The organism is Burkholderia sp. SR8 (assembly GCF_052851275.1).
Genome location: NZ_JAULUC010000022.1, coordinates 13,305 through 32,181 on the forward strand (window position 1 = coordinate 13,305; position 18,877 = coordinate 32,181).

The 18,877-nt window shown below is 67.5% G+C and carries 16 protein-coding genes; 9 read left to right on the forward strand and 7 right to left on the reverse strand.

Annotation, left to right across the window (positions count from 1 at the left end):
• Positions 1–5: 5 nt before the first annotated feature.
• The gene (gene hydA / locus Q3A80_RS24075) at positions 6–1,463 is read left to right on the forward strand and encodes a dihydropyrimidinase (RefSeq protein ID WP_446331366.1); all 1,458 of its coding nucleotides are present in this window, start codon (positions 6–8) and stop codon (positions 1,461–1,463) included.
• Between the two features lie 45 nt (positions 1,464–1,508).
• Here the strand turns inward: hydA and Q3A80_RS24080 are convergent, their stop codons facing one another.
• From Q3A80_RS24080 to msrB, 4 genes are all read right to left on the reverse strand, one after another.
• Positions 1,509–2,630, reverse strand: coding sequence for a Rieske 2Fe-2S domain-containing protein (locus Q3A80_RS24080; protein ID WP_446331367.1), 1,122 nt, complete (start codon positions 2,628–2,630; stop codon positions 1,509–1,511).
• A gap of 225 nt (positions 2,631–2,855) precedes the next feature.
• On the reverse strand, positions 2,856–3,599 hold the full coding sequence (gene msrA / locus Q3A80_RS24085) for a peptide-methionine (S)-S-oxide reductase MsrA (RefSeq protein ID WP_446331368.1): 744 nt from the start codon (positions 3,597–3,599) through the stop codon (positions 2,856–2,858).
• A gap of 58 nt (positions 3,600–3,657) precedes the next feature.
• Complete coding sequence (locus tag Q3A80_RS24090) at positions 3,658–5,526, reverse strand: cytochrome c biogenesis protein DipZ (RefSeq protein ID WP_446331369.1); 1,869 nt, start codon at positions 5,524–5,526, stop codon at positions 3,658–3,660.
• 37 nt (positions 5,527–5,563) lie between these two features.
• Positions 5,564–6,115: a peptide-methionine (R)-S-oxide reductase MsrB gene (msrB, locus tag Q3A80_RS24095; RefSeq protein WP_446331370.1), complete on the reverse strand. Its 552-nt coding sequence runs from the start codon at positions 6,113–6,115 to the stop codon at positions 5,564–5,566.
• 794 nt (positions 6,116–6,909) lie between these two features.
• On the opposite strand from msrB, the gene Q3A80_RS24100 reads away from it, so the two are divergent.
• The 5 genes from Q3A80_RS24100 to Q3A80_RS24120 all read left to right on the forward strand — a co-directional run bounded on the left by Q3A80_RS24100 (position 6,910) and on the right by Q3A80_RS24120 (position 11,186).
• Complete coding sequence (locus Q3A80_RS24100) at positions 6,910–7,962, forward strand: proline racemase family protein (RefSeq protein ID WP_446331371.1); 1,053 nt, start codon at positions 6,910–6,912, stop codon at positions 7,960–7,962.
• Between the two features lie 93 nt (positions 7,963–8,055).
• A complete protein-coding gene (locus Q3A80_RS24105; protein WP_446331372.1) occupies positions 8,056–9,027 on the forward strand; it encodes an Ldh family oxidoreductase in 972 nt (323 codons plus the stop codon).
• A gap of 30 nt (positions 9,028–9,057) precedes the next feature.
• The gene (locus Q3A80_RS24110) at positions 9,058–10,014 is read left to right on the forward strand and encodes a DMT family transporter (protein ID WP_446331373.1); all 957 of its coding nucleotides are present in this window, start codon (positions 9,058–9,060) and stop codon (positions 10,012–10,014) included.
• Positions 10,015–10,128: 114 nt separating this feature from the next.
• The gene (locus Q3A80_RS24115; protein ID WP_446331374.1) at positions 10,129–10,899 is read left to right on the forward strand and encodes a pyrroline-5-carboxylate reductase; all 771 of its coding nucleotides are present in this window, start codon (positions 10,129–10,131) and stop codon (positions 10,897–10,899) included.
• A gap of 98 nt (positions 10,900–10,997) precedes the next feature.
• Complete coding sequence (locus tag Q3A80_RS24120) at positions 10,998–11,186, forward strand: 4-oxalocrotonate tautomerase (protein ID WP_446331375.1); 189 nt, start codon at positions 10,998–11,000, stop codon at positions 11,184–11,186.
• A gap of 218 nt (positions 11,187–11,404) precedes the next feature.
• Here Q3A80_RS24120 and Q3A80_RS24125 read toward each other — a convergent pair whose 3' ends face one another.
• Positions 11,405–12,646 carry a M24 family metallopeptidase gene (locus Q3A80_RS24125; RefSeq protein ID WP_446331376.1) on the reverse strand — a complete coding sequence of 414 codons (1,242 nt, stop codon included), beginning with the start codon at positions 12,644–12,646 and terminating at the stop codon, positions 11,405–11,407.
• 281 nt (positions 12,647–12,927) lie between these two features.
• Complete coding sequence (locus Q3A80_RS24130) at positions 12,928–13,848, reverse strand: LysR substrate-binding domain-containing protein (RefSeq protein WP_446331377.1); 921 nt, start codon at positions 13,846–13,848, stop codon at positions 12,928–12,930.
• A gap of 274 nt (positions 13,849–14,122) precedes the next feature.
• Between Q3A80_RS24130 and Q3A80_RS24135 the strand changes: the two genes are divergently transcribed.
• The 3 genes from Q3A80_RS24135 to Q3A80_RS24145 all read left to right on the forward strand — a co-directional run bounded on the left by Q3A80_RS24135 (position 14,123) and on the right by Q3A80_RS24145 (position 17,623).
• Complete coding sequence (locus Q3A80_RS24135; RefSeq protein ID WP_446331378.1) at positions 14,123–15,382, forward strand: aromatic ring-hydroxylating oxygenase subunit alpha; 1,260 nt, start codon at positions 14,123–14,125, stop codon at positions 15,380–15,382.
• An 8-nt stretch (positions 15,383–15,390) separates the two neighbouring features.
• Positions 15,391–16,536, forward strand: coding sequence for a 2Fe-2S iron-sulfur cluster-binding protein (locus Q3A80_RS24140; RefSeq protein ID WP_446331379.1), 1,146 nt, complete (start codon positions 15,391–15,393; stop codon positions 16,534–16,536).
• 97 nt (positions 16,537–16,633) lie between these two features.
• Positions 16,634–17,623: a GlxA family transcriptional regulator gene (locus Q3A80_RS24145; RefSeq protein WP_446331380.1), complete on the forward strand. Its 990-nt coding sequence runs from the start codon at positions 16,634–16,636 to the stop codon at positions 17,621–17,623.
• Positions 17,624–17,741: 118 nt separating this feature from the next.
• Here Q3A80_RS24145 and Q3A80_RS24150 read toward each other — a convergent pair whose 3' ends face one another.
• On the reverse strand, positions 17,742–18,806 hold the full coding sequence (locus Q3A80_RS24150) for a polyamine ABC transporter substrate-binding protein (protein WP_446331381.1): 1,065 nt from the start codon (positions 18,804–18,806) through the stop codon (positions 17,742–17,744).
• Between the last annotated feature and the right edge of the window lie 71 nt (positions 18,807–18,877).

Consider the following 18,877-nt stretch of genomic DNA (forward strand, 5'->3'; position numbering starts at 1 on the left):
ATCAAATGGCAATCCTGATTCGCGGCGGCACCGTGGTCGATGCGGACCGCACCTATCGTGCGGACGTCCTGTGCGCCGACCCGCAGGACGGCGGCACGATCCTGCAGATCGCGGAAACGATCGACGCGCCGGCCGGCGCGGCGGTGGTCGACGCGCACGACCAGTACGTGATGCCGGGCGGCATCGATCCGCATACGCACATGGAACTGCCGTTCATGGGCACGACGGCGAGCGACGATTTCTATTCGGGCACGGCGGCCGGCCTGTCGGGCGGCACGACGAGCATCATCGACTTCGTGATCCCGAGCCCGAAGCAGCCGTTGATGGAGGCGTTTCATCAATGGCGCGGCTGGGCGGAGAAGGCGGCGGCCGACTACGGCTTCCACGTGGCCGTCACATGGTGGGACGAATCCGTGCATCGCGACATGGGCACGCTGGTGCGCGAGCACGGCGTGTCGAGCTTCAAGCACTTCATGGCGTACAAGAACGCGATCATGGCCGACGACGAGGTGCTCGTGAACAGCTTCTCGCGCTCGCTCGAGCTCGGCGCGCTGCCGACCGTGCACGCGGAGAACGGCGAGCTCGTGTTCCAGTTGCAGAAAGCGCTGCTCGCGCGCGGGATGACGGGGCCGGAGGCGCATCCGCTGTCGCGTCCGCCGGAGGTCGAGGGCGAAGCCGCCAATCGCGCGATCCGCATCGCGCAGGTGCTCGGCGTGCCGGTGTACATCGTGCACGTGTCGGCGAAGGACGCGGTCGATGCGATCACGCGCGCGCGCAGCGAAGGGCTGCGCGTGTTCGGCGAGGTGCTGCCCGGCCATCTGGTGATCGACGAGGCCGTGTATCGCGACCCGGACTGGACGCGTGCGGCCGCGCACGTGATGAGCCCGCCGTTTCGCTCGGCCGAGCATCGCGAGGCGCTGTGGCGCGGGCTGCAGGCCGGGCAGCTGCATACGACCGCGACCGATCACTGCGTGTTCTGCGCGTCGCAGAAGGCGATGGGGCGCGAGGACTTCACGAAGATCCCGAACGGTTGCGGCGGTGTGGAAGACCGGATGTCGGTGCTATGGCATCACGGCGTGAATCATGGCCGCATCACGCCGAACGAGTTCGTGCGGATCACGTCGACGAACGCCGCGCAGATCTTCAACCTGTATCCACGCAAGGGCGCGGTGCAGGTCGGCGCCGATGCCGACCTGGTCGTCTGGGACCCGGCCGCGACGAAGACGATCTCGGTGAAGACGCATCACCAGCAGGTCGACTTCAACGTGTTCGAAGGGATGACGGTGCAGGGCGTCGCGACGCATACGCTCACGCGCGGCGCGCTCGCATGGGCCGACGGCGATCTGCGTGCGGTGCGCGGCGCGGGCCGCTACCTGAAGCGGCCGCCCGCGGCCGGCTACTACGAGGCTGCACGCATCGCGAACCGGCTGCGCGAGCCGCATCCGGTCGAGCGCAACGGCTGAGCGCATCCGCCGCGCGGGCGCGCTGCGGCGCGCTCGCCGCGGCGCTCAGCGCGCGTCGTTCGCGTGCGCTTCGCGGATCGGGATCACGGTGCGTGCGCCGCACTGGCGCAGCAGGTCGCGCAGTTCGTTGATGACCGGGAACACTTCGTGGTTCCAGTCGGCGCCCTGCCGGTCGTGCGCTTCCTGCTCGCGTTCGACGATCCAGCGATCCTCGCGGAAGATCCGCTCGGTGAACCACACGAGCAGCGGCCACGCGAGATCGAGCGCGAACGGGATGCCCGGCTTGTGGATCGACAGCAGTCCGAACGTGCGGTTGGTGCGCTGCTCCGCGTCGAGCGGCACGTAGACGATCCACAGGTCCATCACGAGCGTGCCTTCGCTCGAGCGGATCTGCAGCGTCTGGTACGGATAACCGGTGCGCACCGTCATCACGCTCTTGTCGGCCTGGTCGGTCGGCTTCTTGCTCGCGCCGAACACGAGCGCCTCGCCGACCGGCTGCTTGCCCTCCATCCGCGCGAACGTGTAGTCGACCTCGACCCAGTCGTCGCCGCGCCGGCGGCCGATCGAGCGCGCACGCATCTGGCCCATCTGCTTGCGATGCAGGAACTGATGGTTCATGTCCATCAGGTTCTCGTGCATGAACGAGTAGTGGCACTTGACCTCGCGGCCGAAGCGGCGGGTCTTGAAGGCCGGGTCGTCCGCCGACGCGAGCGCGGGAAACGGGCGTTCGTCGGCGAGCGTCGCGTCGCCGGGGAACACGAAGATCACCCCGTGCGCCTCGCGGCACGGATACGCGCGCACGCCGTTGGGCAGGCGCTCGCGCCCGAGGTACGGCACGTCGACGCAGCGGCCGCTGTCGCACGCGTAGGTCCAGCCGTGGTAGCAGCAGCGCAGCGTTTCGCCGTCGACGACGCCCGCGTGCAGCGGCACCTGGCGGTGCGCGCAACGATCTTCGAGCGCATACACGGCGCCGGATTCGGTGCGCACGAGCACGATCGGATCGCCGGCGAAGCGCACGCCGAGCGTCTTGCCGCGCTTGAGTTCGCGCGACCACGCGAGCGGATACCAGTGATCGGGATGGATCGGCACGCGGCGCAGGTCGCGCACGACCGCGCCGGTGGACGGTTCTTCGAGGGTGCTGCTGTCAGACAAAGGCACTGCGCGCATGCGTGACGCCTCCTGCTGGCTGAAGAGTTCCAGGCGCCGCGCGGCGCGCGGCGGGGACTGATCTGGAGAAGTCTACGCGAAGTTGGCCAGCGAAGCTGATCCGATGCGGGTTTGCCCGGTCGGGGCGGCGTGCGTTTCGTTGATGCAGCGCAAATGCGGGCGGCGGCGCGGCAACGCACGCCGTGCTTGCGCAACGCGCCAGCCGTCCCGTCGTCGGCTGCCCGTTTACAGCCGCGCGTCGCGCCACAGCACCGCGTCGGCGCGGTACAGCGCCGGGAAGCGCTGCTTCAGCCCCGCGACCTTCGGCAGATCGTTGTACGTGATGTACGGCGCGTCCGGATGCAGCTCGAGATAGTTCTGGTGATATGCCTCTGCCGCATAGAAGCCCTTGTACGGCTCGACGCGCGTGACGACCGGCGCCGGAAACGCGTGCGCGGCGCCGAGCTGCGCGATGTACGCGGTCGCGACGGCCCGCTGCTGCGCGGTGGTCGGAAAGATCGCCGACCGGTATTGCGACCCTTCGTCGGGGCCCTGCCGATTGAGTTGAGTCGGATCGTGCGCGACCGAGAAGAACACCTGCAGCAGCCGGCCATACGTGATCTGCGTCGGATCGTAGACGATGCGCACCGATTCCGCGTGGCCGGTCAGCCCGGTGCCGACGAGCGCGTAGTGCGCGGTTTCGGACACGCCGCCCGCATAGCCGGCCGTGACCTGCTTCACGCCCTTCACGTGCTCGAACACGCCCTGCACGCCCCAGAAGCAGCCGCCGGCGAACACGGCGGTTTCGTCGTGCGATGTGCCCGGCGTCTCGTCGAGCGCCGGCGCGGGCACGGTGCGCATCGGCTCCGCGGAACTGACGATGCGCTGGTAGCCGAACACGGCGGCCGCCGCGACGGCGATCGCGCCGATGCGGCGCAGCATGGCGGCCCGCCGCCGCGGGACGGCAGCGCGGGTGGAGATCGGGATCATGGATTGCTCCTTCGAAATGCGGGACGGAATACGGGTGCGCACGTGGCGGCGGGGACGCTCAACCGAACGTGAACGCATACGCATCGACACCCGGGTCGAGAAACTCGATCGCGAACGTGCGGTCGGCGATCGCGCCCGGCTGCCGCACCAGCTGGTACAGGCGCTGGCCGGTGACGGTGCCGTAGCCCTGCGCGTCGACGTCGGCACCGTGTGCCGCGCCGGGCGCCGCGCCGTCGAGCGTCACGCGAAAGCGCACCGGCTTGCCGTTCGCGCCCGGGCCGAGCACGAGGTGCAGGTCGCGCGCATGGAAGCGATAGACGATCCTGCCGGCCGGCGCCGCGAGCGTCGCGCGCTCGGCGCCGACCTGCCACGTGCCGGCGAGGCCCCAGTCGTTCAGGTTGGGGTGCGCGGGCGCGTCGTAGCGGTGCGCCGTGTCGCGCGCGACGCCGCCCGGCGACGTGAAGTCTTCCGCGCGCGCATAGCCGACATAGGTTTCGGGCGAGCGGACATCCGCGCTGTCGGCAGCCGCGAGCGCGCCCTTCGCCGGCGCGCCGGCGAGCCCGAGCGGCACGTTCAGCGCTTCCGGGTGGCCGGCTTCGGCGAGCAGCGACTGGATCGCGCGTTCCGACTGCGCGTATTCGCCTTCGCCGAAGTGGTGATGGCGGATCCGCCCTTGCGCGTCGACGAAGTAGTGCGCGGGCCAGTATTCGTTGCCGAACGCGCGCCAGATCGCATAGCCGTTGTCGATCGCGACCGGATAGTCGATGCCGAGGTCGTGCACGGCCTTCTTCACGTTGCCGATGTCGCGCTCGAATGCGAACTCCGGTGCGTGCACGCCGATCACGACGAGCCCGTACGGCGCGTACTTGCGCGCCCACGCGCTCGTGTACGGCAGCGTGCGCAGGCAGTTGATGCACGAATAGGTCCAGAAATCGACGAGCACGACCTTGCCGCGCAGGCCGGCCGCAGTGAGCGGCGGCGAGTTCAGCCACTGCACGGCGCCGTCGAGCGACGGCAGCGTGCCTTCGACGGGGAGCGCCGCCGACGCGCGCGGCGCGGGCGACGGAGCGGCGGCGCGCATCATCGCGCTGCCGGCGGGCGGGGTACCGCCGGACGTCGCGGCCATCATCGCGCTGCCTGCCGCACCGCCGTTGCCGCCCGCGTCGTTCGCCGCGGCCATCGCCGCCGGCGTGCGATGCGAGCGTCCGCCGAGCCGGTCGACGAGCTTCGCCTCGAGGCTGCCCGTCGTGACGGTCGACAGTTGCGCGAGCGCACCCGTATCGAGGCCGAGCGCGATCGCGCCGACGCCGGCCAGCAGCGCCGCGCCGATCGCGCGCCGGATCCATTCGCCGGCGCCGAGCGAGCGCTTCATCGCGGCGAACACCTTGCCGCCGATCACCAGTGCGACACCGAGCGACGTCGCCGCGCCGGCCGCATACGCGACGAGCAGCAGCGTCGTGCCGACGCTCGCGCCGCGCAGCGCGGCGCCGGTCAGCACGAGCCCGAGGATCGGGCCCGCGCACGGCGCCCACAGCAGGCCGGTCGCGACGCCGAGCAGCAGCGACGACACGGGGCCGGCCGCGCGGCCATCGCGCTGCGCGAAGCCGGTGAGCCGGTTGCCGGCCGCGACGAGCGGGCGCGTCAGGTGTTCGGCGAAGCGCGGCAGCAGCAGCGTCAGGCCGAACACCGCGAGCAGCACGATGGCGAGCCAGCGGCCGGCCTGGTTGGCCTGCGCGACCCAGCCGCCGCCGACGGCGGCGAGCGTCGCGACGACGGCGAACGTGAGCGCCATGCCGATCAGCAGCGGCAGGCCGGTACGCACGAACGGCTGGTCGGCGCGTGCGAACACGAACGGCAGCACAGGCAGGATGCACGGGCTCAGGATCGTGAGCACGCCGCCGAGATAGGCGAGGACGATGAGCAGCATGGGGCAGTCTCCGGTCGTTCGGGGAAGCGGCGGCCCGTCAGGCGGCGGCCGGGTGAAAGGCGAGCGCGAGCCCGTTCATGCAGTAGCGCAGGCCGGTCGGCGGCGGGCCGTCGTCGAATACGTGGCCGAGATGGCCGCCGCAGCGGCGGCAGTGCACTTCGGTGCGCGCCATCCCGTACGACGCATCGGCCTCGGTCGCGACCGCGTGGTCGAGCGGCTTCCAGAAGCTCGGCCAGCCGGTGTGGCTGTCGAACTTGGCGGCCGACGAGAACAGCGCGAGGTCGCAGCCCGCGCACGCGAAGGTGCCGCGGCGGTGTTCGCCGTTCAGCGGGCTGCTGTACGGCGGCTCGGTGCCGGCGTCTCGCAGCACCGTGTATTGCGCGGGCGTGAGGCGGCGGCGCCATTCGGCGTCGCTGCGCTGGACTTCGAACGGGGCGGGCGCCGGTGCGGCAGCTGGGCCGGGGCCGGGCGCGGCGGGCGGCGCGGCGAACACGCGGCCGACGAGCGCGCGGCGGCCGGCGGATGACAGCGCCGCGAGCGCGGCAACGCCGGTGGCGCCGGCGAACAGCAGATGTCTGCGGGTGGGCATGATCGGCTCCTGGAAGCGGGTCCTGAAAACATGCGCACAGAGTAGGCAGCGGGCGGTGTCGAAGTCCTCACGGAAAGTTAAATGAATTGTGATGGTTGCGGAACCTGCCGGGCGCTCGACCGATTCGCCACGTGGATAGCGCATTGTGCGCAGGCGATCCTTTTTTCCGCGACCGCGACCGCGACCGCGACCGCGACCGCGACCGCGGCGTTGCGAAACGGCGACGGACGGCGGGGTTCCGATCCGTCCCCGAGCGTTTGCGGTATGCGACCGGGGCGCCGAGCGGGGCACAAGCAACAGGATGGCGCAGGCCAGCTTGCATCCTGCCGTGAGAACCAGCAACTCGCGGACGTGCTGCGCAACGCTGTCCCCGCGACGATGCACGACGGCGAAACGGCGTGACGCGCAATGCGCGGAAAACGCACGGCAAATGCACGGCAAATGCACGGCAAATGCACGGCAAATGCACGGCAAATGCTCGGCAAATGCGCGGCGAATGCGGGACCGCGCTGAGTGAGCCCGCGCGTTCCGGTACGTTCCCCGGCGTCGCCGGCCCCGGTCGGCGACGCTCGCCGACGCCCGCCCGGCCGCTTGCCTAAGCGGCCCTTATGATCAGCAACACGTCCGCTGAAGCTGACCGGTCGGCGCGGCGATGCGCCTATGCTTGGCACGAATGGATTGAAGTCGCCGGGCACTGGCATCGAAACGCGGCCCGGCATGCTGCGGCGCTCGCGCAACGTGTCGAGCGCGGCAGGTTTCCCAGCCCGTCGTCGAGCACAAGGATCGAGCCGATCATGACCTTCAAACGTACCTTCCACGCGGTCGAGACCCACTCCGGCGAGCCGATGCGCGTGATCACCGGTGGTGTGCCGCACATTCCGGGCAACACGGTGTACGAGCAGATGAAATGGCTCGAGAAGAACGACGACCAGATCCGCATGCTGATGCTGCGGGAGCCGCGCGGCTATCCGCCGCTGTGCTGCAACCTCGTCGTGCCGGCCAAACATCCGGACGCCGCGGCCGGCTACATCATCATGGAGCAGGTCGAGTATCCGGTGATGAGCGGCGGCAACACGATCTCGGTGGCGACCGTGCTGCTGGAAACGGGGATGATCCCGATGCAGGAGCCCGTGACGGAGTTTCAGCTCGAGGCGCCGGCCGGGCTGATCGGCATCCGCGCGGCGTGCAGCAACGGCAAGGTCACGTCGGTCACGTTCAGGAACGTGCCGGCATTCGCCGCGCACCTCGAGCAGGTCATCGACGTGCCGCATCTCGGCAAGGTCACGGTCGATGTCGGCTGGGGCGGCATGTTCTACGTGATCGCCGACGTCCGCCAGTTCAAGGGGCTTGAACTCAGGCCCGAACACGGTCGCGAGATCACCCGCGTGTCCGCGCTGATCCTGAAGGCCGCGCAGGAGCAGCTGCCGGTCGCGCATCCGCACTACCCCGGCTACGGCATCACGATCGCGCAGCTGTCCGGCCCGACCGATAATCCGGACGCGGACTGGAAGAACGCGGTCACGGTCGCCAGCGGCGCGATCGATTTCGACAACCCGGCAACGTGGGCGGGCGCGATCGACCGGTGCCCGTGCGGCACGGGCACGTCGGCGAAGATGGCCACGCTGCACGCGAAGGGGCAGCTGGACCTGAACCAGCCGTTCCGGCACGAGGGCGTGCTCGGCACGGTATTTACGGGCAACCTCGTCGAGCAGACGAAGATCGGCGACATCGAGGCCGTCGTGCCGACGATCTCCGGCCGCTCGTGGATCTACGGCTACAACACCTATGTGCTCGATCCCGACGATCCGTTCGTCAACGGCTTCACGATGGGCGATATCTGGGCTTGACGGCGGCGGCCGCCAGTTTCAACGACATGCGGGCGGCGCGGGCGCATCGATGCGGCCCGCGTCGCCCGCGATTTGCATCCGGGTGACGAGACGATGAAATACGAGCACGAAGCGGCGTGGCGCATGGCGTTCGATGCGATCGGCAGGGCCGGCGCGAGCGAGGCGGTCGCGCATTCGCTCGCCGATGCGGTGATTTCGGCCGAACTGGCCGGCAGCAAGGCGGTCGGCTTCGCGCATCTTCCGGATTACCTGGATGGTTTCGTCAAGGGCAGGATCGCCGCGAACGCCGAACCGGACGTCAGTTTTCCGGCGCTGGCCGCGATCCGGGCCGACGCGCGCGACGGCATCGCGCAACTGGCGTACGACCGCGTGTTCGACGAGCTCGTCGGCCGGGCGAACGCGTACGGCGTCGTCACGCTGGCGGTGTCGAACAGCTTCACGGTCGGCGAGCTCGGCTACTACACGCGCCGGCTGGCGGAACGCGGCCTCGTCGCGCTCGGCACCTGCAACGCGACCGCGCAGATGACGACGCTCGAAAGCGGCAAGGCCGTGTACGGGACGAACCCGGTGTCGTTCGCCGCGCCGGTCGCGAATGCGCGGCCGTTCGTGATCGACCAGGCATCCAGCGCGACGGCATTCGTCAGCGTCCGCAAGGCCGCGCAAGCCGGCGAGGCGATCCCCGAAGGGTGGGCCGTGGACGAGCACGGGCGGCCGACCACCGATGCGCGAGCAGCGATAAACGGCCTGCTGCTGCCGTTCGGCGGCGCGCGCGGCGCGAACCTCGCGATGATGATGGAGATCCTCGCGGCGGGCGTGACCGGCGGCAACTGGTCGATGGATGCGCCTCACTATGCGAAGGGCAGCGAGTCGCCGGGCGTCGGGCTCTTTCTCGTGGCCGTGAAGGCCGACGTGTTTGCCGCGGATTTCGCTGCGCGGCTCGCCGCGCAGATCGACAGGCTGAGTAAGGCGGGCGTCCGCATACCGGGAAGCCACATCACGGTGCGCGAGATCGACGTCGCGGACGACGTAATGAACAACGTGCGTTCGTTCGGCATGCGCGGCTGACCGGAACGCGCGACCATCACAGGCCGGCTCATGACTGACAACCGCTCGGGGCGTACCTTGATACGAACCTATACCGCCTTCGTGCTGCTCGGCGTGTTCTGGGGATCGAATTTCATCTACATGAAATGGGCTGCCGCGCTGATCAGCCCCGGTCAGATCTCGCTGCTGCGCGTGCTGTTCGGCTTCGTGCCGTTGGCGGTGCTTGCGTGGCGGCGGCGCGCGATCGGACTCGACCAGCTGCGTCATCTGCATCATTTCGTGGTGATGGCCGCGCTGACGACGGCGTTTTCCTACTACGCGATGGCGAAGGGCACGGCGTTGCTGCCGTCCGGGATCGCAGGGGTACTCGGCGGATCGCCGCCGTTGTTCACGTCGATGGCGTCGGCGCTGTTCCTGCGCCACGAACACATGAACCGGCTGATGACGTGGAGCGTCGCGGTCGGGCTGGGCGGCATCGCGCTCATCGCGCGTCCGTGGGCGAGCATCGGCGCCGATGCCGCGCTCGACCTGACCGGCGTTGCGTGGATGCTGGCGGGGTCGATCGTGTTCGGGCTGTCGTACATCTACGTGCGGCGGTTTCTTTCGCCGGCCAATCTTGCGCCGCTGGCCGTCGTCACGTGGCAGCTCGGCCTGGCGCTCGTGATGCTCGCGCTGACGACCGACTTCACCGGCATCGGCCGCATCCTGTCCGACTGGCGCGCGTTCGCCGGGCTGGTGATCGGCCTGGGACTGCTCGGCACGGCCGGCGCGTTTCTTCTGTACTACTTCATTCTTCAGGAACTGGGCGCCGTCGCGGCTGCCGGCGCGGTGTACATCACGCCGGTCGTTGCGCTGCTGATCGGCGGGGCTGCCGGCGAGCATGTGGGGCCCGTGGAAATCGTCGCGGTGGTGCTGATCGTCGGCAGCATTGCGCTGCTGGAGATGGGGCGGCAGCGTGCCGCGTCCCGCGAAGCAGCGCCGCTGCGCGGTGCGGTCGGTCTCGATTGACCGCGTTGCGCGCGGCTTCGACGTGGCCGTGTCCGTGAGCGGATCCGCACGCATGCGGTAGCGCCGCGGATCTTCGCGATTCATCAAACCTCAACCTCGCATAGGCGAAATCGAATGAAGCTTGGATTTATCGGAACCGGTGTCATCACGAAGGCAATCGTGACGGGCCTCGTCCATTCCCGCATGCCGTTCGAGCAGATCGCGCTGTCGCCTCGCAACGCGCAGACGGCCGCGGAACTCGCGCGGCTCGATGCGCGCGTGCGGGTATGCCGGAGCAATCAGCACGTGCTCGATTCGTCGGATGTGGTGTGCATCGCCGTCGTGCCGCAGATCACGGCCGATGTGCTGCGCGCACTGCAGTTCGACGCGCGGCACCACGTGATCACGTTCGTGCCGGGCTTTACTGCCGATGCGTTGCTGCAGATGGTCCATCCGGCGAAGCGCGTTGCCCGCGCGATTCCGCTGCCGGCGGTGGCCGATGGCAAAGGGTGCACGGCCGTCTACCCGCCGGACGACACGGCAAGGACATTGTTCGATGCGATCGGCGGCGCGATCGAGGTGACGGACGAGCGCCAGTTCGACGCGCTGCATACGGTCACGGCGACGATGGCGAGCTTCTACGCGGTGCTCGAACATCAGGCTCGATGGCTCACCGCGCAGGGGCTGCCGTACGACGCGGCGCGTGCGTTCCTGTCCGGCTACTGCGTGGGCCTCGCACACGAGACCACCCGGACCGACCGGTCATTCTCGGCGATGATCGACTATCTGATGACGCCGGGTGGCCTGAACGAACAGCTGCACGCGGAGCTGTCGTCGCACGGTGCATACGACCACTACGGCAAAGCGCTCGATCGCGTGCTCGCGCGGGTGCAAGGCCGGGTGTAAACGCGATCTTCGGCGGCGGCTCGCGTGATGATCGTGATGCACGCGTCCGCCATCCAACCAGCGATTTCCGTTTCGATTCGATATCAAGGAGCCCGACCATGCCTATCGTTCGCGTTGAACTGTCACCCGGCCGCTCGCACGAGCAGAAGACGAAGTACGTCGAGGAAGTGACGAAACTGACATCCGAAGTGTTGAAGTGCCCGGTCGAATCGATCGACGTGATGTTCATCGAGATTCCCGCAACCGACTGGGCGCATGCGGGGAAGTTCTACGCGCAGCCGAAGTAGTCGCGATGGCGCACGCACGCGCCGCGTTGGTTCGCGCGGCCGCGTGGCATTGCGAGGCGATCGACGCGATCATCGTCGCGCAGTGCGATCGAGACGGCCGCTTCGCTTCGGATGCGGCCGTTGTCGTTTGTATCGCGCCGACGACGGCGCGGGATCGATGGAAGGCGTTCGCGACAGCCAGCGAGCACCTGCCCGTGGCCGTCGCGTGACCGCATTGCTTACAGCCAGTCCGTTTCGAACGGGAACGTCGACAACGGCACGCACCCGGTTTCGGTCAGCAGCACCTGCTGCTCGAGCTTGACGCCTTCGTCGCCGCCTTCCGCACCGATATAGCTTTCGATGCACAAGGTCATTCCGCTCTCGAACGTGCCGTCGTAGCCGGCGCTGTCCCAATCCATGTAGTACGCGACGGACGGATATTCGTCCACCATGCCGATGCCGTGCGCGAGGCAGCTGTAGCGGTTCTTTCGATACGCGTGCGGCACGTTCCAGCTGCGCTCGGCGAACTCGCTGAACGCCATGCCCGGGCGCAGCAGATCCATGTTGGTCGTCAACTGCGCGTACGCGGCGGCGTAGAGCCGGCGCTGCGCGTCGGTCGGGCGCACGTGGCCGACGGTCCAGGTCCGCGAGATGTCCGCGCAATAGCCGAACGGGCCGACGAGATCGGTATCGAACGCGATCAGCTCGCCCTGCTTCATGGTGCGCGCGCTGCATTCCTGCATCCACGGATTGGTGCGCGGCCCCGATGCGAGCAGCCGCGTTTCGATCCATTCGCCGCCGAGCCGGATATTCTCGTAGTGCAGGTGGGCCCACAGATCCTGTTCGGTCATGCCCGGCGTCAACACGTTGTGCATGCGCCGGATGCCTTGCTCGCACACGTCGACGGCCGTCCTGATCAATTGCAGTTCGTCCGCGGATTTCACGGCGCGCGCGTGTTCCATCAACGCCTGCCCGTCGGCCACGTGGACGCCTTCCTGCTGCAGCGCGTACACGCCCTCGGGATCGAGCCGGTCGACCGAGATGCGCATCTCCGACGGCGTGTGCTGGCGCAGCAGGCCGGCGACTTCGCGCGCCCATTGGCGGGCCTTGCGCGTCGATTCGGGGCCCGCGCTGAAGTAATTCCAGCAGGTGGCGCCGCGCAGCTCGACGTCGAGCGTGCTGTCGTTCCACACGTGCTCGCAGTTGTGGAACTCGAAACCGATGACGGGCCCGTGCGCAAACACGATCACGTAGCGCGTCGGGTTGCGCCCGGTCCAGACTTGCATGTTGGACGTATCGGTCGCATAGCGGATGTTGACCGGGTCGTACAGGACGATGGCCGGACAGTCCCGCTGAACGAGTTCCTTCCTGACCCGCTCGATGCGATACGCGCGCACGCGCTCCATCAGATCGTCCGGAACGCTGGCGGCCCCGTTCGTTTGCATCGTTGTCGCCGCATGAAGCGTACTGACCGCTGACATTGCTCCTCCAGTTCGTCGTTATGGATCCGTCCGGACTCGTGGCAGCGCCGCGCGTGCCGCTCCGGGCGCCGGCGGGTCCTTTGAAGCAGTATCGAAACGCCGAAAAGGTCGGTCAACGCGCTATATTTTCATGATCGCATTACATTAAGTTATGCGAAGGTCCGCGCTCGACGATGGCCGCGATGTCGTCGCGCTCGACCGCGCGCGACAGAAGCAGGCGGCATGCTGCCGATGCCTTGCGAATCGCGATCGCCGGCGGCAATCGAGCCGGCGAGGGCGCGTTACCGAACCGGCAGTTCCTCGCGCAACCAGTCGATCAACTGGGTGACCGCGGGCGTCAACGAACGGCCGTGCGGCACGATGACGAAATAGGCGTCGCTCGTCTTGCACGACCCGAGCGGCATCCGGACCAGCTCGCCGGTCGCCAGCAGGTCGTGCACGAGCCGGCTCCAGCCGAGCGCGACGCCCTGTCCGTATCGGGCCGCCTGTACCGCATCCGTGTAGAGGCTGCAGCGCAGCGCGTAGTTGAGCTTGGCCGGCCGGTAGCCGACCGAGCGGAACCACGCTTCCCAACCCATCCAGCCTTCCGACGTCGAGTCGGATTCGACCAGCGGCAGCGCGCCGAGCGCCTCGACTGATGCCGGCATCCCGTTTTCCTCGAGGAACGCCGGCGAGCACACCGGGAACACTTCTTCGTCGAACAGCAGGATCGACGTCCCGTCCGCCCACTTGCCGTCGCCGTAGCGCACCGCGACGTCGACTTCGACATGCCGAAGGTCCGCGGTAAACATCTGCGTCGTCAGCCGCAGCTTCAACGGCGGGTTCAGGTGCTTGAGCTTCGGCAGCCTCGGCAGCAGGCGGAACTGCGCGAACGGCGCAGTCGACGCGAGCACGAGCTCCTGCTGGTCGGCGCCCGTCGACAGGCGGTCGAACGCGCCGGCGATCCGCTGCATCGATTCCGCGACCGCGAGATAGAGCATTTCGCCTTCGTTGGTCAGCGAGATCGAACGGTGCAGACGATGGAACAGGCGCACGTCGAGCGTTTCCTCGAGAAAGCGCACTTGCCGGCTGACCGCCGCCTGCGTCACGCCGAGTTCGGCCGCCGCGTGAGTGAAGCTGCCGAGGCGGGCGACCGCTTCGAATTCGACCAGGGCAGTCAGCGACGGGACGATCCGCCGATATCCTTTTGTTCCTTTCGTCATTTGAGTCTGTTTTTCGTGCGGCGGGGGCGAATCGTCTGTCTCCAAATTGTACCGGTCAAGTCGCCGACGTTGCGATGAAAACGGGTACCCAATGGCAGGTTTGCGTCGCACGAATCCGGGTTAACCAAGGGGCCGGCGCCGCGTGCGTTCTTGCATAACCTAAAGTAATGCGAACGAGAAAATATAGCGCGTTGACGGGTGAAATTGCCCCTCCAATACTTCGCTCAAAGTTTGAAAAAAGCATAGCGAAAATCAACCCCATTGGAGGAGTACGATGTCTGCCATTCCGCTCAAGAGCCACCGCGAACTGCTCGACAGCCGCAAACCCGGGCACGGGTTGCCGGCCGGGCTGCTGGGCCGACAGGACGTGTTCGAGACGGACGTCGAGGTGTTCTTCGAGAAGCTGTGGATCTTCGTCGCGGTGACGGCCGACGTGCCGGAGCCGGGCGACGTCTACGCGGTCGATATCGGCAAGTCGTCGATCCTGATCGTGCGCGACGACGACGAGAACATCCGTGCGTACCGCAACGTGTGCCGCCACCGCGGCGCGCGCCTGATGAAGAGTGCGACGAAGGCCACCGTCGGCATGCTGGTTTGCCCGTATCACCAGTGGACGTACGACCTGGACGGCAGCCTCAAGCACGCGACGCACATGGGCAAGGAATTCGACACGAAGTGCCGCAGCCTGATCCCGGTGCACGTGAAGGTGGTCGGCGCGCACGTGTTCGTCTGCCTCGCCGACGACGCGCCTGAGGATTTCTCGAAGCTCGAGTCGGTGATGACGCCGCGCTTCGCGCCGCACGACATGCAGCGCACGAAGATCGCGCACGAGATGACCATCGTCGAGAACGGCAACTGGAAGCTCGTGATGGAGAACAACCGCGAGTGCTACCACTGCGGCGGTACGCACCCGGAACTCACGCAATCGTTCCTCGCGCACGACTTCGGCTTCTGCCCGGACGGCCAGAGCGAGGAAGCGCTGCGCGACTACGACGCGTATCTCGCGCACAATGCCGCGCGCAAGAAGGAGTGGGAAGAGGACGGCTATATCTGCGAGGCGTTCGAATCGGTCGACGAGAGCGTCCAGACGAATTTCCGCTCGCAGCGGCTCGTGATCGCCGGCGCGTGCGAATCGCAGACGATGGACACCAAGGTCGCGTGCACGAAGCTGCTCGGCGATCTGCCGCGCCGCGATCTCGGCGACGTGCACATGTGGACCCACCATTCGTGGACGCACGTGATGAGCGATCACGCGGTCGTCGCGTACATCCTGCCGATCGCGCCGGACAAGACGGTGGTGCGCACGGTGTGGCTCGTGCACGCGGATGCGGTCGAAGGCGTCGACTACGACGTCAAGACGCTGACCGAAGTGTGGGACGCCACGACCCGGCAGGACGCCGACCTCGTCGCGATCACGCATAGCGGGACGCAGGATCCCGCGTATGTCCCGGGCCCGTACTCGACGTACACCGAAGGCGCGCTCGATCAGTTCGCGCGGTGGTACGACGCGCGCCTGAAGGCTCACGGCATCTGAGTATCGTCATGACAGTCAGAGAGAACTTTTGCGTGGCCGATGCGGCCGCCGCGGCGACCGATCGCTTGTCGGACCCCGCTACCTGGGAACGCGCGGACGTCCAGTGGGACAGCAGCGAACAGAAGACGCTGGTGTGCTGCCGCGTGCGCGACGAGACGCACGACGTCCGCAGCTTCGTGTTCAGCGCGAAAGACGGGCGTCCGTTCAGCTTCGAGCCCGGCCAGTTCATCACGGTGTCGGCCGACGTCGACGGCGTGCCGGTCAGCCGCTGCTATACGGTGTCGTCGCCGCCGACGCGGCCGTACACGTTGTCGATCACGGTCAAGCGCACGCCGGGCGGCGTGATGTCGAACTGGCTGCATGCGAACATGAAGCCGGGTGTCGAGCTGCGTGCATTCGGGCCGTCCGGCATTTTCACGCCGTCCTCCGGGCCGGCCGCGAAGGTGCTTTACCTGTCCGCCGGATCGGGCGTGACGCCGCTGATGTCGATGACGAGAGCGGCGATCGACCTCGGACTGAATCGCGACATCGTGTTCGTGCACAGCGCGCGAACACCCGCCGACATCGTGTTTCGCGACGAGCTCGAGCGGCTGAGCGCGGAAGCCGACCGTCTCAAGGTGATCCACGTCTGCGAGGCGCTCGGATCCGAGCCGGACTGGTGCGGGCCGACCGGCCGGTTGAGCCTCGAGCTGCTGCAACGGCACGTTCCCGACTATCGCGACCGCGAAGTCTTCACGTGCGGCCCCGCGGGCTACATGAACGCCGCGCAGGCCCTGCTCGCGCAGGGCGGGCATGATCCGGCCCGCTATCACCAGGAAAGCTTCAACTTCGCGGAAACGGTCGAGCCGGCCGCGGGCGCGGCCGATGCGCCGCAACCGGCGGCGGCCGTGCGCACATATACGGTGCGCCTCGCGAAGTCGGGCAAGACCTTTCCGATGAGCGGGGCGGAGACGGTACTGTCGGCCGCGCGCAAGGCCGGCGTCGCGCTGCCGTCGTCGTGCAGCCAGGGCATTTGCGGAACCTGCAAGACCGCGGTGCTCGACGGCACGGTCGACATGCAGCACAACGGCGGGATTCGTCAGCGCGAAATCGACAAGGGGCTGCGCCTGATGTGCTGCAGCCGTCCCACGTCGGATCTCGTGCTCGATCTGTAGCGGTTCGTCGTCCCGATACGCGCCGATCCCGAGCCGGATCGGCGCGCCCCGCCTCGCCCGACACCCGTCGACCCGTCGTCCTTCCGGTATTGCCAACGTGTTCGATACCCCGGCTTTCCTCGCTTCACGTCCGCGCCATTTCGGCTTTCTCACGCTGCCGTCGTATTCGATGATCGCGTTGACGCACGCGATCGAAGCGCTGCGCGTCGCGAACTACGTCGACCGTACCGAACACTATCGGTGGACGGTGTTTTCCATCGACGGCAACCCGGTCGAAGCCAGCAACGGCATCGCGATGCGGCCCACGCAGGCGCTCGACGTGTCGGGTCCGCTGCCCGACGTGATGATCGTGTGCGGCGGGACGCGGATCCGCGAGATGGTCGACGCGCGCACCCGGCACGCACTGAGCGCGCTCGCCAGGCGCCGGATCGCGATGGGCGCGCTGTGCAGCGGCGCGTATGCGCTGCTGAGCGCAGGCCTGCTCGACCGGTACCGGTGCGCGGCGCACTGGGCCGACCTGTACGCGCTGCGTGCCGAGTTTCCCGATGTCGAGATCACGGACGCGCTGTTCGTGATCGATCGCGACCGGATCACGTGTACGGGCGGCATCGCGCCGATGGACATGATGCTCACGCTGATGTCGAGCGACTTCGGTCCGCATCTCGTCGTCGACGTGTCGAAGCATCTCGTCGTCAGCCGGCTGCGCGGCGTGAACGAATCGCAGCCGATACCGGTGTGTGCGCGTCTCGAGTCGACGCGCGACGATCTGGTGGAAGCGGTGAAGCTGATGGAAGCCAACGTCGAGGAGCCGCTGACGTTCACCGAAATCGCGCGGCTGGTCGGGCTGTCGGAACGGCAGTTGCAGCGCGTGTTCAAGGAACATCTGAACGTGTCGCCGCGCGACTACTACCGAAGCGTTCGCCTGCGGCACGCACGGGAACTGCTGCGACGCGGCAACGATTTCGTCGGCGATGTGTCGGCGCGCTGCGGATTTCCGTCGGCGTGCACGTTCAGCAAGGCGTATCGGAAGGAGTTCGGCCATGCGCCGATCGTCGAGCGCCGCGCGCCGCGGCCCGTGACGGCATGATCGTATGCGCGGGGCCTCGCATCGCGGGTGCGGTGCGCGATGCGAGGCCGGGTAGGGCGGACGATCATCCTGCATCGCACCGCACCCGGCGCAGCGCGCTACCCGCGCGTTCGACGGCTTACTTCTGACCGAGCCACACGGCGAACTTCTGGTTCAGGTCGTCGGAATGGTCGGCCCAGAACGGGACGTTGACGTCGACGGCGTTCTTCTGGTTCTGCGGCGCGGTCGGCAGGTACGGCAGCATCTTCGGATCGACGAGCGGGATCGACGACTGGCGCATCGGCCCGAGCGCCGTCGCGGACGACAGCTTGGCCAGCGCTTCGGTCGACGTCGAGAAGCGGATGAAGTCCTGCGCGGCCTTCAGGTTCTTCGAGCCTTTCACGATCGCGTAGCCTTCGATGTTCTTGACCTCGCCATCCCAGAGGAACCCGAACGGTTTCTTGTCCTGCATGACGGCGGTCAGGATCCGGTTCGGATAGGCGCTCGTCATCGACACCTCGCCGTCGGCCAGCAGCTGCGGCGGCTGCGCGCCGGCCTCCCACCAGACGATCGACGACTTGATCGTATCCAGCTTCCTGAACGCGCGCTGCAGGCCTTCCGGCGTGGCGAGCGTCTTGTAGACGTTCGCGGCCGGCACGCCGTCGGCAAGCAGCGCCCATTCGAGCGCGCCTTCCGGCGACTTGCGCAGGCCGCGCTTGCCCGGAAATTTCTTCAGGTCGAAGAAGTCGGCGATCTTCGTCGGTTCGCCGCTCTTGAACGCGTTCTTGTTGTACGTGATCATCGTCGACCACGAAACGTTGCCGATCATGCAGTCCGACACGCCGCCGGGCAGGAAGTCGGATTTCGCCGCGGCGCCGTTTTTCCCGGCCGGCAGCGTGACGGAGCCGACTTTCTCCAGCAGGCCTTCGTCGCACGCGCGCGTGGCGTCGGCCAGCTGCATGTCGACGACGTCCCACGTCACGTTGTTCGTCTCGACCTGGCTGCGGATCTGCGCGATACCGCCGTTATAGGTGTCGAGCTTTACCTTCGCGCCCGACTGCGCCGCGAATGGCCGGACGGCAGTCGCGTTCTGCGCGTCCTGGTACGAGCCGCCCCAGCTTGCGAACACCAGTTCGGATGCAGTGGCATGAACGGTCGCCAATCCCATGGCGACCAGCGCTAACGTCTTCAGCGAGATACTCATTTGAATCCTCATCAGAAAAGTGCAGATGTCTCCGCGATTGTTATAGGCAGCTAATCCCGCGATCCCGCGGC

Excerpts from the sequence above, each read along its gene's own strand:
- Q3A80_RS24115 (WP_446331374.1), top strand. The coding sequence starts at position 10,129 with ATGAAGCTTGGATTTATCGGAACCGGTGTCATCACGAAGGCAATCGTG.
- Q3A80_RS24080 (WP_446331367.1), bottom strand. The coding sequence starts at position 2,630 with ATGCGCGCAGTGCCTTTGTCTGACAGCAGCACCCTCGAAGAACCGTCC.
- Q3A80_RS24135 (WP_446331378.1), top strand. The coding sequence starts at position 14,123 with ATGTCTGCCATTCCGCTCAAGAGCCACCGCGAACTGCTCGACAGCCGC.
- Q3A80_RS24150 (WP_446331381.1), bottom strand. The coding sequence starts at position 18,806 with ATGAGTATCTCGCTGAAGACGTTAGCGCTGGTCGCCATGGGATTGGCG.
- Q3A80_RS24090 (WP_446331369.1), bottom strand. The coding sequence starts at position 5,526 with ATGCTGCTCATCGTCCTCGCCTATCTCGGCGGCGTGCTCACGATCCTG.
- Q3A80_RS24125 (WP_446331376.1), bottom strand. The coding sequence starts at position 12,646 with ATGTCAGCGGTCAGTACGCTTCATGCGGCGACAACGATGCAAACGAAC.
- Q3A80_RS24130 (WP_446331377.1), bottom strand. The coding sequence starts at position 13,848 with ATGACGAAAGGAACAAAAGGATATCGGCGGATCGTCCCGTCGCTGACT.
- hydA (WP_446331366.1), top strand. The coding sequence starts at position 6 with ATGGCAATCCTGATTCGCGGCGGCACCGTGGTCGATGCGGACCGCACC.
- Q3A80_RS24140 (WP_446331379.1), top strand. The coding sequence starts at position 15,391 with ATGACAGTCAGAGAGAACTTTTGCGTGGCCGATGCGGCCGCCGCGGCG.
- Q3A80_RS24110 (WP_446331373.1), top strand. The coding sequence starts at position 9,058 with ATGACTGACAACCGCTCGGGGCGTACCTTGATACGAACCTATACCGCC.
- msrB (WP_446331370.1), bottom strand. The coding sequence starts at position 6,115 with ATGCCCACCCGCAGACATCTGCTGTTCGCCGGCGCCACCGGCGTTGCC.
- Q3A80_RS24105 (WP_446331372.1), top strand. The coding sequence starts at position 8,056 with ATGAAATACGAGCACGAAGCGGCGTGGCGCATGGCGTTCGATGCGATC.
- msrA (WP_446331368.1), bottom strand. The coding sequence starts at position 3,599 with ATGATCCCGATCTCCACCCGCGCTGCCGTCCCGCGGCGGCGGGCCGCC.
- Q3A80_RS24120 (WP_446331375.1), top strand. The coding sequence starts at position 10,998 with ATGCCTATCGTTCGCGTTGAACTGTCACCCGGCCGCTCGCACGAGCAG.
- Q3A80_RS24100 (WP_446331371.1), top strand. The coding sequence starts at position 6,910 with ATGACCTTCAAACGTACCTTCCACGCGGTCGAGACCCACTCCGGCGAG.